15 protein-coding genes are annotated in these 12209 nt (G+C 70.2%); 8 read left to right on the top strand and 7 right to left on the bottom strand.

Annotation, left to right across the window (positions count from 1 at the left end):
• The first annotated feature begins 172 nt into the window (after positions 1-172).
• The 3 genes from QZX64_RS01540 to QZX64_RS01530 all read left to right on the top strand — a co-directional run bounded on the left by QZX64_RS01540 (position 173) and on the right by QZX64_RS01530 (position 1838).
• Positions 173-559 (top strand): DUF2237 family protein, encoded by a 387-nt coding sequence (locus QZX64_RS01540; protein WP_295656395.1) that lies wholly within the window; start codon positions 173-175, stop codon positions 557-559.
• A gap of 77 nt (positions 560-636) precedes the next feature.
• A complete protein-coding gene (locus QZX64_RS01535) occupies positions 637-1248 on the top strand; it encodes a ClpP family protease (RefSeq protein ID WP_295656393.1) in 612 nt (203 codons plus the stop codon).
• The gene (locus QZX64_RS01530; protein ID WP_295656392.1) at positions 1245-1838 is read left to right on the top strand and encodes a ClpP family protease; all 594 of its coding nucleotides are present in this window, start codon (positions 1245-1247) and stop codon (positions 1836-1838) included. The genes QZX64_RS01535 and QZX64_RS01530 overlap by 4 nt, the downstream gene beginning before the upstream one ends.
• Before the next feature lie 13 nt (positions 1839-1851).
• Here the strand turns inward: QZX64_RS01530 and QZX64_RS01525 are convergent, their stop codons facing one another.
• Positions 1852-2184 (bottom strand): helix-turn-helix domain-containing protein, encoded by a 333-nt coding sequence (locus QZX64_RS01525; protein ID WP_295656391.1) that lies wholly within the window; start codon positions 2182-2184, stop codon positions 1852-1854.
• A gap of 78 nt (positions 2185-2262) precedes the next feature.
• The gene (locus QZX64_RS01520) at positions 2263-4671 is read right to left on the bottom strand and encodes an excinuclease ABC subunit UvrA (protein WP_295656389.1); all 2409 of its coding nucleotides are present in this window, start codon (positions 4669-4671) and stop codon (positions 2263-2265) included.
• Between the two features lie 158 nt (positions 4672-4829).
• Here QZX64_RS01520 and QZX64_RS01515 point away from each other — a divergent pair, with 158 nt between their 5' ends.
• Positions 4830-5483 (top strand): DUF4396 domain-containing protein, encoded by a 654-nt coding sequence (locus QZX64_RS01515; RefSeq protein WP_295656387.1) that lies wholly within the window; start codon positions 4830-4832, stop codon positions 5481-5483.
• Between the two features lie 9 nt (positions 5484-5492).
• On the opposite strand, the gene QZX64_RS01510 is transcribed toward QZX64_RS01515, so the two are convergent.
• The gene (locus QZX64_RS01510; protein WP_295656385.1) at positions 5493-6116 is read right to left on the bottom strand and encodes a DUF305 domain-containing protein; all 624 of its coding nucleotides are present in this window, start codon (positions 6114-6116) and stop codon (positions 5493-5495) included.
• Positions 6117-6704: 588 nt separating this feature from the next.
• Between QZX64_RS01510 and QZX64_RS01505 the strand changes: the two genes are divergently transcribed.
• A complete protein-coding gene (locus QZX64_RS01505; RefSeq protein ID WP_295656383.1) occupies positions 6705-7325 on the top strand; it encodes a LysE family translocator in 621 nt (206 codons plus the stop codon).
• Between the two features lie 49 nt (positions 7326-7374).
• Here QZX64_RS01505 and QZX64_RS01500 read toward each other — a convergent pair whose 3' ends face one another.
• Positions 7375-7695, bottom strand: a complete 321-nt coding sequence (locus tag QZX64_RS01500) for a YidH family protein (RefSeq protein WP_295656381.1) — start codon at positions 7693-7695, stop codon at positions 7375-7377.
• Between the two features lie 228 nt (positions 7696-7923).
• Here QZX64_RS01500 and QZX64_RS01495 point away from each other — a divergent pair, with 228 nt between their 5' ends.
• The 3 genes from QZX64_RS01495 to QZX64_RS01490 all read left to right on the top strand — a co-directional run bounded on the left by QZX64_RS01495 (position 7924) and on the right by QZX64_RS01490 (position 10215).
• Positions 7924-8757 (top strand): phytanoyl-CoA dioxygenase family protein, encoded by an 834-nt coding sequence (locus QZX64_RS01495; RefSeq protein WP_295656379.1) that lies wholly within the window; start codon positions 7924-7926, stop codon positions 8755-8757.
• A 485-nt stretch (positions 8758-9242) separates the two neighbouring features.
• Entirely contained in the window at positions 9243-9674 is a 432-nt protein-coding gene (locus tag QZX64_RS16705; protein WP_366558494.1) for a HEAT repeat domain-containing protein, read from the top strand.
• 331 nt (positions 9675-10005) lie between these two features.
• Positions 10006-10215, top strand: coding sequence for a dodecin family protein (locus QZX64_RS01490; protein WP_295656378.1), 210 nt, complete (start codon positions 10006-10008; stop codon positions 10213-10215).
• A 334-nt stretch (positions 10216-10549) separates the two neighbouring features.
• Here QZX64_RS01490 and QZX64_RS01485 read toward each other — a convergent pair whose 3' ends face one another.
• From QZX64_RS01485 to QZX64_RS01475, 3 genes are all read right to left on the bottom strand, one after another.
• Positions 10550-11248 (bottom strand): TSUP family transporter, encoded by a 699-nt coding sequence (locus QZX64_RS01485; RefSeq protein WP_295656376.1) that lies wholly within the window; start codon positions 11246-11248, stop codon positions 10550-10552.
• Between the two features lie 79 nt (positions 11249-11327).
• Positions 11328-11684, bottom strand: a complete 357-nt coding sequence (locus QZX64_RS01480; protein ID WP_295656374.1) for a hypothetical protein — start codon at positions 11682-11684, stop codon at positions 11328-11330.
• A 286-nt stretch (positions 11685-11970) separates the two neighbouring features.
• Positions 11971-12209: response regulator transcription factor (locus QZX64_RS01475; protein ID WP_295656372.1), on the bottom strand; the 239-nt coding region annotated here is incomplete at its 5' end.

The raw sequence follows: 12209 nt of genomic DNA, 5'->3' as shown, positions 1-12209 counted from the left end.
CCTCGTCCGGGAACTCGGGGTAGTGCGGGATCCCAGGCGCGAAGGAGTGGGTCAGGTCCACCCACTCGCACGAGCGGAGACGGTCCAGGACGTCGGCGAGGGGTGCGTTGTCGGCCACCCGCCGGATGCTAGCCGCCGGGGCGTCCGCGCGCCGGGATGAGACGCTGGACCGGTGACCGAACACAACGTCCTCGGCGGGCTGCTCGAGCCCTGCAGCACTGACCCCGTGACCGGCTTCTACCGGGACGGCACGTGCACGGTCGGACCGGAGGACGTCGGCGTCCACGGCATCTGCACCGTGGTGACGGCTCAGTTCCTCGACCACCAGCGATCGATCGGCAACGACCTCGTCACCCCGCGCCCGGAGTGGGGGTTCGCCGGTCTGGTGCCGGGAGATCGGTGGTGCGTCGTCGCGGTCCGGTGGCTCCAGGCCTACGCCGACGGGTCGCCCGCCCCGGTGGTGCTCGCCTCGACGCACGAGGCGGTGCTCGGCGTCGTGCCCCTGGAGGCGCTGAAGCAGCACGCCGTCGACGTGCCGCCGGACCTCTCGCAGCTCTGAGCCCGTGCTGCCCAGGGCGGATCCGCTCGGAGCAGCGCGCCCTTCTGCGGCCTCCCGCGCGCTGCCACCGTGGGGCCATGACCGACACCCCCACCACCCGGCTCGACGACGACCTGGCTCGTCGCCTGCTCGACCAACGCACGATCCTGCTCGGCTCCGTGCTCGACGAGACCGTCGGCAACCGGCTCTGCTCGGCGCTGGTCATGCTGGCGACCGACGACCCGCGGGCCGACATCTGGCTGTGGATCAACTCCCCCGGCGGATCGGTGCCCGCCATGCTGGCGATCCGCGACACGATGCGGCTGCTGCCCGCCGAGGTCTGCACGGTCAACATGGGCATGGCCTACAGCGCCGGCCAGTTCCTGCTCAGCTCCGGCGAGCACGGGCGCAGGTACTCCCTGCCCCACGCGCGGGTGCTGCTCCACCAGGGCTCGGCCGGCTTCGGCGGCACGGCGCAGGACATCGCCCTCCAGGCCGAGGACCTGCGGCACACCCGCGACACCGTGCTGGGGCTCATCGCCGAGGACACCGGCCAGAGCGTCGAGACCGTCGAGCACGACTCGCGTCGCGACCGGATGTTCACCGCCACCGAGGCGGTGGAGTACGGCTTCGTCGACCACGTCGTGGAGTCGCTGGAGGAGATCCGGCCGCCCGCGCCGCGCTCGCTCGGACTGGGCGTGCGGGCATGAGCTCCTACCCGATCCCCTACGTCACCACGCAGTCGAGCCGCGGTGAGCGCACCACCGACATCTACAGCCGGCTGCTGGCGGACCGGGTGATCTACCTCGGCACCCCCATCGACGACGGCGTCGCCAACGCCGTCATCGCCCAGCTGCTGCACCTGGAGTCGGAGAGCACGGACTCCGCCATCAACCTCTACATCAACTCCCCCGGCGGCTCGATCCCGGCGATGCTGGCGGTGTACGACGCGATGCAGTTCGTCCGCGCGCCGGTGGAGACCACCTGCGTCGGTCAGGCCGTCGCGACCGCCGCGGTGCTGCTCGCCGGCGGCGAGCCCGGGCGCCGGACCATCCTGCGGCACGGCCGCGTCGTGCTGCACCAGCCGGCCGCCGAGGGCCGCGGCACGATCCCCGACCTCATCCTGGAGGCCGAGGAGGTCGACCGGGTGCGCTCGCTGCTGGAGGAGCTGCTGGCCCGGCACACCGGCCGCACGCCCGCGCAGGTGCGCGACGACACCGACCGCGACCTGGTGATGACCGCCGACGCGGCCCTCGCCTACGGGGTCGTGGACGCGGTGCTGGACAAGCGCGGGACGTGAGCCGCCGGCTCCCTCAGCCGGCGAGGCAGACCGGGCCGTCGTACGCGCCCGGGCGGTGGCCGAGTGCCTGCGTGGTCACCGCCCGGGACGCGACCTCGACGGTGCGCAGGCCGAGGGCGCCCGAGATCGCGGCGAGGATCTCCGACGACGGGTCCTTGAGGCCGCGCTCGAGCTCGGAGAGGTACTGCGGGGAGACGCCCGCCCGGGCGGCGACATCGACGAGCCGCAGCTCGGCGGCCAACCGGGCCTCGCGCAGCGCCTGCCCGACCTGCTCGCGCCACAGCGGCTCGGGCCGGTCCGCGGACTGCTGCGTGGACTGGCCGGGGAACGCAACGACTTCTCCCATGGACCCACGCTAGCCGCCGCTCCGGCCCTGGTGGCGCCCGTTCTGCTCACAGCGGAACACCACGGCCCCGTCGGCTCCTCACACCGTCGAGGAACGGGCCCCCTCCCCGACGTAGGTCGCGAGGTGCTCGCCGGTGAGGGTCGAGCGGGCCTCCACCAGGTCGGCCGGCGTGCCCTCGAAGACGATGCGTCCACCGTCGTGTCCGGCGCCGGGGCCGAGGTCGAGGATCCAGTCGGCGTGGGCCATCACCGCCTGGTGGTGCTCGATGACGATGACCGACCTCCCCGAGTCGACCAGCCGGTCGAGCAGGCCCAGCAGCTGCTCGACGTCGGCGAGGTGGAGGCCGGTGGTCGGCTCGTCGAGGACGTAGACGTCGCCCTTGTCGGCCATCTGCGTCGCCAGCTTCAGCCGCTGCCGCTCGCCACCGGAGAGCGTGGTGAGCGGCTGGCCGAGGGTGAGGTAGCCCAGGCCCACGTCGGCCAGGCGCGCGAGGACCTTGTGGGCCGCCGGGGTCTTCGCCTCCCCGTCGCCGAAGAACCGCTCGGCCTCGGTGACCGACATGGCCAGCACCTCGGCGATGTTGCGGCCGCCGAGGGTGTACTCCAGCACCGATGCCTGGAACCGGCGGCCCTCGCACTCCTCGCACACCGACTCCACGGTCGCCATCACCCCGAGCTCGGTGTAGATGACACCGGCGCCGTTGCAGGTGGAGCAGGCGCCCTCGGAGTTGGAGCTGAAGAGCGCGGGCTTCACGCCGTTGGCCTTGGCGAACACCTTGCGGATCGGCTCGAGCAGCCCGGTGTACGTCGCCGGGTTGCTGCGGCGGGAGCCCTTGATGGCGCCCTGGTCGATGACGACGACGCCCTCGCGGCCGGCGACCGAGCCGTGCACCAGCGAGCTCTTCCCGGACCCGGCGACACCGGTGAGCACGCACAGCACCCCGAGCGGGATGTCGACGTCGACGTCGCGCAGGTTGTGCGTGGACGCCCCCCGCACCTCGAGCGCCCCCGACGGCGGGCGCACCGTCTCCTTGACGCTCGCCCGGTCGTCGAGGTGGCGGCCGGTGACGGTGTCGCTGGCGCGCAGCCCCTCGACGGTGCCCTCGAACATCACCTCGCCGCCCTCGCTGCCGGCCCGCGGCCCGAGGTCGACGACGTGGTCGGCGATCGCGATCGTCTCCGGCTTGTGCTCGACCACGAGCACCGTGTTGCCCTTGTCGCGCAGCTGCAGCAGCAGCTCGTTCATCCGCTCGATGTCGTGGGGGTGCAGGCCGATCGTCGGCTCGTCGAAGACGTAGGTGACGTCGGTGAGCGAGGACCCGAGGTGCCGGATCATCTTGGTGCGCTGGGCCTCTCCACCCGACAGCGTGCCCGCGGGCCGGTCGAGGGAGAGGTAGCCCAGGCCGATCCCGGCGAACGAGTCGAGCAGGTGCTGGACCCCCTTGAGCAGCGGCGCCACCGACGGCTCCTCCAGCCGGCGCACCCAGTCGGCGAGGTCGTTGATCTGCATGGCGCACAGGTCGGCGATGTTCTTGCCCTCGATGCGGGACGCGAGCACGTCCCGGGTGAGCCGGGTACCGCTGCACTCCGGGCACGTCTGGAAGGTGATGGCGCGCTCCACGAAGCGGCGTACGTGGGGCTGCATGGCCTCCACGTCCTTGGAGAGCATCGACTTCTGGATCTTCGGGACGATGCCCTCGAAGGTGAGGTTGATGCCCTCGACCTTGATCTTCGTCGGCTCGGAGTACAGCATCGTGTCGAGCTGCTTGGCGGTGAACGATGCGATCGGCTTGTCCATGGGCAGCCCGACGCCCTCGAAGAGCCGGCCGTACCAGCCGTCCATCGAGTAGCCCGGCACCGTCAGCGCACCGTCGGCCAGCGACTTCGTGTCGTCGTACAGCGCGGTGAGGTCGATGTCGGAGACCGCTCCCATGCCCTCGCAGCGCGGGCACATCCCACCGAGGTAGACGGCCTCGCGCACCACGGCCTTCTCGACGCGGTCCCCCTTCTCGGTGCTCATCACGCCGCTCGCCTTGCGGGTCGGGACGTTGAAGGAGAAGGCCGTCGGCGGCCCGACGTAGGGCCGGCCGAGGCGGCTGAACAGGATGCGCAGCATCGCGTTGGCGTCGGTGGCGGTGCCGACGGTGGAGCGCGGGTTGGCGCCCATCCGCTCCTGGTCGACGATGATCGCGGTCGTCAGCCCCTCGAGCAGGTCGACCTCGGGTCGCGACAACGACGGCATGAAGCCCTGCAGGAAGGCGCTGTAGGTCTCGTTGATCATCCGCTGCGACTCGGCGGCGATCGTGCCGAACACCAGCGAGCTCTTGCCCGAGCCGGAGACGCCGGTGAAGACCGTCAGCCGCCGCTTCGGCAGCTCGACGCTGACGTCCTTGAGGTTGTTCTGCCGCGCGCCCTGCACGCGGATCAGGTCGTGCCGGTCGGCGGCGTGCGGCGTGTCCCTGGCCGTGGCGGTGTCGGTCGTGCTCATGGTGTCGTCTCCTCCGTGGCGTCCCTGGACAGCATCATGGTGGACAGCACCGACACCCACAAGAGTTATTCCGGACGGCGTACGGGGTTATGTTGGAATATACCCCCAGGGGGTATGCGTTCAGCGGGAAGGAACCACCTACCGGAGCGAGGCACCCCATGACCCACCCACACCAGCACACCGACCACGAGGCGCACGCTGCCTCGGGGAGCACCAACGCCATGGCGCTCAGCGCCACCCTGCACTGCCTGACCGGCTGCGCCATCGGCGAGATCGCCGGCCTGATGATCGGCACCGCGATCGGCCTCAGCAGCGGCTGGACCATCGTGCTCGCCGTCGGCCTCGCGTTCCTCTTCGGCTACACGCTCTCCACGCTGCCGCTGCTCCGGGCCGGTCTCGGCGTGGGTGCCGCGCTGAGCGTGGTGCTGGCGGCGGACACGCTGTCCATCGCCACCATGGAGGTCGTCGACAACCTCGTGATGGCCCTCATCCCCGGGGCCATGGACGCCGGTCTCGTCAACGTCGTGTTCTGGGTGGGCATGATGGTCGCGCTCACCGCCGCCTTCGTCGCGGCGTACCCCGTCAACCGCTACCTGCTGCAGCGCGGCAGGGGCCATGCCCTGACGCACGAGTACCACCAGGCCTCGGCCGGGCCGACCGGTGCGCGCCGCCTCATCCCGGACCTCGCGACGCCCACCCTGGTGGCTGCGATCGTGGCGTTCATGGTCGGCGGACTCGTGGTGTCCGTGGCCGCAGAGCTCAGCGACGGCGCGGCCGGCGGAGGCTCGCACTCCTCCTCGGCCGGCCGGTGACACCGTGGGTCAGGAGCCGAGGAGGCCCTCCATGGTCTCGATCTCGGCGGTCTGGGACTCGATGATGCTCCCGGCGAGCTCGACGGCCGGCGCGTAGCGGCCGTCCTCCTGCTCGGCCTCGGCCATCTCGACCGCGCCGGTGTGGTGCTCGACCATCATCTCCAGCCACCTCGTCTGGAACTCGGTGTCCGGGGCCTCCTCGAGCTCGGCCATCTCCTCGGCCGACATCATCCCGGGCATGTCGGTGTCCATGCCCTCCATCGACTCCGCCATGTCGCCCATGTCGTGGCCGGCGTTGGCGTGGTCGCGCATGGTCGGGGGCACCTCCTCGCCCCACTCGGTGAGCCAGTCGGCCATCGTCTCGATCTCCGGGCCCTGACCCGCGCGGATCTCCTCGGCGAGCTGCTGCACCTCGGGGTCGAGGGTGCGGCCGACGGTCAGGTCGACCATCGACAACGCCTGGGCGTGGTGCTGGACCATGTCGCTGGCGAAGGCGACGTCGGCCTCGGCGTGCTCGGTGGCCGAGACCGCCGTCGAGGTGTCGCTGCCACCGCCGTCGCTGCCGCAGGCCGACAGGGTGAGGGCGACGCCGAGCGCGATCGCGCCCGCCTTGCGGGTGATGCTCGTGTGCATGCTGTTCTCCTGCTGGCCGGAGGGTGTGGATGGGCGGAGCCTGAGAGCCTGCGTGTCAGCACCCGATGACGGAGAACGCCCACACCGCCGTCGCTCCGTCGTCCTCACATCGTACGAAGGGCAGGCGCACTCCTCAGGTGGCCGAGCGCCTGACCCGGGTCCGGCACCGACCACGCCGCGCGGAGTCCACCGCCGTCCGTGGTGAGGACCGGGCCCACGGCGGTGCGTTCGAGGAGGTCGTTGACGAGGGAGACGGCCGGTCCTGCCTCGCCCGGCGGCGAACACCGGGTGCAGCCGGTCCGCCACGGCAGCCAGCCCCTCGTCAGTCCCGGGCACCAGCTCGTCGGGGAGACCCCAGAGATCGAGCAACCCCGAATGCCCCGGGTAGTCCCAGTCGTCCTCACCGGCCTCGCGGCGCGGCGTGCCGCCCCACCCGTTGACGAGCTCCACGAGAGCCGCCAGGGGGATGGCGTCAACGATCACCGGCACCCCGACATGGTAACGCACTGACCCCCTCGTAAGCGTTGCACTCAGCATCTCCTTGTCGTAACGTCCAAAGGACATCTAATGCGTTACGGAGGTCCCATCGTGGTGGACCCATCGGTGCTTCCCGGCTTCATCACGGCCGCCGTCCTCGTCACCGTGGCGCCCGGTCCCGACAACGCCTACATCGCGGCGGTGGCGGCCGAGCGCGGCACCCGGGCCGGCGTGCTCTCGGCGCTCGGGATGGGGGTCGGGATGGTGGTGCACGTGGCGGCGGCGTCCTTCGGGCTGGCGGTGCTGCTGGCCTCCGCGCCGGCCGCGCTCACCGTGGTGCGGCTCGGCGGAGCGGCGTACCTCGGGTGGCTGGCGTTCACGACGCTGCGCTCGGTCCGGTCCGGCGCCGGCACGACGGAGGCTCCGGACCGCCAGGTGGTCGGCCGAGCGGTCCTGACCAACCTCACGAACCCGAAGGTCATCCTGTTCTTCGCCGCCTTCCTCCCCCAGTTCGTGCGGGAGGGCCACGGGCCCGCCGGCTGGCAGCTGATGACCCTCGGCGGCATCTTCCTGGTCCTCGCGCTGGTCATCGACGTCGTGGTCGGGGTCGTCGTGGGCCGGCTGGCCGGTACGGCGGGGGGATCGGGTCGGGCGGCGACCGCGCTCCGGGTGGTCGCCGGCCTGACCTTCGCCACGCTCTCGGGGCTCCTCGTGCTGGAGACGGTGCGCTGACCGGCGCTCCGATCGGTGGTGACCCGGAATCTCCGGGCGCCGGCCGGGCTCAGGCCACGACGAGGAGCGCCACCGCGAGCGCGACGAGACCGACGACGGCGGCCAGGGCGACGTGGGCGCGCAGCGGAGGTGCGGGGCGTCCGGCGGCGATGGCGGCCTCCACCTTCCGCCAGCGGTTCCAGCCGGCGAAGGCCGACGCACCGGCCGTCACGGCCAGCACCGCCCCCAGCGCGCGCACGGCAGCGTCCGGCCACGGCGGGTCGAGCGCCACGAGCCCACCACCCGCGGCGAGGAGCCCCATCGCCGTACGGATCCAGGCCAGGAACGTCCGCTCGTTCGCGAGGGAGTACCGCGGATCGGGGTCGGTCACGTGCTGAGTCTGGCAGGCGGCAGCCTGCGCGGTGACGCCTTGGCGCTGCCCACGGCTCTCCCATGCTCCTGCGGTGACGTGCCCCGTCGGCGGCGGTCGAGCACCGTCGTCGTGGGCCACCACCGGTGTCACCGCACCCCGGAACGGCGCCCCGACCCCTATTGCCACGCGGCGTTGCAACGTTGCAGCATGGAGGGGACGCTCGTCATCGATCCCAGGAGAGGCACCATGACCGCCACCCAGACCGACCAGGCCCACGACTTCGAGGCGGTCCGCCGGACCATCGAGAAGGACGGCGTCACGGGCCTCAAGGGCGCCTTCAGCCGCGAGTGGGTCGCCCAGCTCGGCGAGGACGTCGAGGCGGCGTTCACCGAGGCCCGCAGCCGGGAGAACGGCGCCGTCGGCCGCGGCCCCAACCGCTGGTACGTCGAGATCCACCCCGAGGCGCTGCGCGGCTTCGTCGACCTCGTCGACCACCCGTGGGTGCGCGGGGTCTCCGAGGCGATCCTCGGCCCCGACTACGAGATCGTCGAGGTCGGGTTCGACATCCCGTTCGCCGGCGCGATGAACCAGCCCTGGCACCGCGACTTCCCGAGCCCGCAGGAGACTCGGCAGGAGCGCCGCCTCACCTCGCTCGCCTTCAACGTGACCTGTGTCGACACCGCCGAGGACATGGGCCCGTTCGAGGTCGCTCCCGGCACGCACTGGGAGCACGGCACGGACTTCGAGCACGAGATGTTCCCGTCGAAGTCGGAGTACCAGCGCTACGAGTCGCTCGCCGTGCGCAAGTACCCGCAGATGGGTGACATCTCCGCCCGCTCGGCGCTCACCATCCACCGCGGCACCAAGAACAACTCGCAGAAGTCCCGGCCGGTGCTGGTCCTGGGCGTCGACGCCCCGGGCGCGGGCAACGCCGAGCACCATGACCTCGCGGTCACCCGCGACTACTGGGAGTCCCTCCCCGACCGCGTGAAGGCGCACCTGAAGTGCCCGGTGGTCGAGGAGCTCACCCCCATCACCCAGAAGCACACCATCGAGGGCCTGGTGATGGGCGAGGCCTGATCTGCGCCGTCAGGGGGCGACGTGAGCCGGGTACGGCGCCCGGACCTCGTGGCGCGACCGATGCGATGGCTCGGCTCCGAAGCCGGCGTCAAGCCTGGGCGTTTCGCATGCGCTCCGTTGCGGGACTCTTCCGAACCACGACGCAGCAGTTGCCGGACGCCAGGTGGTACGTCGTGAATCATGCGTGACCGACCGCCTGCGAGCCGCACGCAGACTCTCGCCGGCGCGCACGCCATCAGGCTCGCGACGGTCGAGCTCGACGTCACGGACGAGGCCGACAGGGCCCTGGTGTCGATGACGAGCCCGCTGCGAGAGAGCTCAGGCCGGCTGCGGATCCCCTCGTTGTGTTCCCCGAGCATGTCGTTGTCGCAGGAGCGCGCTCATCGCGGCAGACGCGTGCGCTCTCAGCAGTATCGAAGGGCCACCGAGGTACTCGCGTCGTCGGGAGCAGGAGCGCACCCTGCGGCCTCCTGCACAATCGGTCCATGCAGAACGCCCGGTGGCCTGGACCGCGACAAAGCGTGGAGTCGCTCAGTGCGGAGCTTGGTCGCGACGTCGTCATCAAGGCTTGCGTCGCTCTCCTCGATGGGCGCGACGTCGACGGCCACATCATTCATGCCTTGGGTGGACCGCCCGCGCGGTGGGCTGTGGTTGGAGGCGAACCTGGACCGGACTACTGGCTGCGAGTCTGGGCACTGCGGGGTCTTCTGTGGCTTTGGGACGACGCTGCGACCTCTCCAGTCGTGGGCGCCCTGACCGATGAGGCGTGGCGAGTGCGCGAGATGGCGGCCAAGGTCGCTGCACGGCACCGAATCGATGACGCGTTCGACGTCATGCTGACGCTTCGCGAAGATCCCCACGCTCGCGTTCGAGCGGCGGCGGCGCGAGCCGTCGCAAGACATCGCGACAACGGATGATCAGCGCCGGTTGCCCCTGGCTGGCCGCCTCCTGAGCCGAAGCGGGTACGGCGTCCGCTGACGATCGGCCGACATGTCGACGCAGTCCCGGTGGTGGATCCCTCGATGACACGCTCCGCGTGCCGATCCCTCTGTGACACGCTCCGCGTGCCGATCGGCAACTGACGAGCAGTTGACGCTGACGTGGCCACCGGTGCTCGTCGACGACCAGCCAATCCCGGCGCCGTGCATTGGCAGCCGGAGACCGCCACGTGCTTCTTGTCGGAGGAAGCACCAGTCCGGTAGGACTGTGACAGAAGGACAATCCATCCGCATTGGCCAGGAGGCTCGCGTGAGCGTTTACAGGGTGACAGACCTCATCGGAACAAGCACTCAGTCCTGGGAAGACGCCGCGTCGACGGCCATCAAGGCGGCAAGCGCGACGATTCGAGATCTGCGGGTTGCAGAGGTTGTCGAGCAGGACATCCACCTGGGAGACGACGGCGGGATCACGTATCGGACAAAGCTTCGCGTCTCGTTCAAGTACGAACCCGGACAGTAGGGCGACACAACGCACCACCCCCAAGCTTTCGCTCTGTCCGAAACAGATGACTCTATGACCCGCTGAATCGCGGCCGCGGACGTGCTCAGCGGAATAATCGATCGCTCCAGTGATCGATCGGCTACCGGCGGTGTCCCCACCCTTTGGGGCGGGCCAACGGGCACCGCGAAGTGGTCGCCGTAGGCAGTTCGGCTTGCGCGACGCTCGCGAACGATGGTGCTCAGGGGCGTGCAGCGCGCCGCCAGTGGGCGCAATTCAACCTCAGAGTCGCGGCGGGGTCGGACGCCGACCGCCCAGACCTTGGTGCGCGCACGTCTCCAGGGATCGCCAGAGGTCAGCCTCTCAGGAGGCTCTCGACCACAGCGCCGACGGCTGCCACCGCGGACAGCACGAGGACGGCGGGTCGGGCATGTCCACGATCGACGATACGGCGCAGGGGTCCCGCCAGCACGAAACCGGCCGCGACTGCAGGGAGGAAGGCGGCTGAGACCTTCAACTCCTCAGGGCCGAGGCGCCCGACGGCCGCTAGAGAACTGATGGACAGGATCGAGGCCGCTACGAAGAAGACGGACAACGTGCTCCGCAGCCTCGCACCCTCGGCGCTGGCGTAGAGCAGCGCCATCGGCGGCCCGCCGATGGAGGCAGCTGTAGCGAGGAAGCCCGACGCAGTTCCGGCGACAAGGAGTGCCGGGCGGGTAGGCGATGGTTTCCACCGCAGCGCCGACAGTCCGACCGCAACCAAGACGAGCAAGCCCAGTGGTACGCCGAGCGCGTCTTGGGGCACGACCGCGAGAAGTCCAAGTGCGAGCGCAGTCCCCGGAAGCAAACCGAGGATCGCCCACCCCAAGCGGTAATCGAAAGACCCGAACTCGCGGCCCGCCATCAGCACCGACAGGAACAGGCCGGCCACCAGAGCGGGACCGGGCACATAGGCGGAGTCGAGCACCAACAAGACCGGCACAGCGAGCAAGTTGATCCCGAAGCCCACCGCAGCGTGGATTGCAGCCGAGACCGCGATCACCAAGAGGGCCATGACGAGAACGTTCACACGCTACTCAACCACGACAGGCCGGCGACGCTACGGAGCCACCGCCGCCAGCCCAACCCGCCACCTAAGGCCTCCGCAAGCCGATCCGCTTGCGGACAGCGACCGGGCGAATCGCGGCAGATGAGGCGTTGCAGGGGACCGGTTTCAGGTCGCCCTGCACCTCGCCTGCCGTTATCACTTCGTTCTCTAGCCGCCGCAGCAGGTGGATGAGCTCTGGTGTGAACAGGTCTACCTGAGTCGAACTCAGCTCTTGGTTCGTGTCGTGAAGGAGTCGCTGAACCGCGTGTCGCCTCGTTGTCAGACGCCCGCGCAAGCGTCCGGCGAGCGCCTCGAACTCGCCCACGACGCGGTCCTGGTTTGCCTTGAGTTGCGCTCGACTGGTCACGACCGGCCGTTGCTCGCTGTGCTTCTTCTTCCTCACCCTCTGAAGGCTGAAACGCCGGAGCGGAAGTCCGAACATCGGCATGACAGCGGCAGATGCGACGTTGCCATCGACTTCGATGCAAGAGCGCACCGGTGAACAAGGCCCCTGAGCATAACTTTGCTCCTGACGATCGCTCCTCGCGAACGATGACGCGCCGTAGCGGGAGCTGATGGGGGGCCTGCGGCTCGCGACGGGTGACAGGGTGACCGGCGGTAATGGCAGCGACTCGCCGGTGGGTTTCCGGTGACTCACAGTGATACCGCGGGGGGCGGCCGGCTCTGCGTCAGGGTCCACCCTTCCAGTGGTCGATGCGGTGGTGATCGGGTAAGAACCCGTGCCGCACGCCCCATACCACCGCTTGGGTGCGGCTCTCGACCTGGATCTTCCGGTAGAGGTTTTGGATGTAGGACTTGACGGTGTTGGGCGCGAGGTAGGTGAGTGCAGCCACCTCCGCGTTGCTCTTGCCCTGGGTGACCAGGGCCAGGATCTCGGACTCGCGTTCTGTGAGCCCCTCCCGGCGCC

Source organism: uncultured Nocardioides sp. (genome assembly GCF_902805925.1).
Taxonomy (GTDB): Bacteria; Actinomycetota; Actinomycetes; order Propionibacteriales; family Nocardioidaceae; genus Nocardioides.
This window is presented reverse-complemented; position numbering and strand designations above follow the sequence as displayed.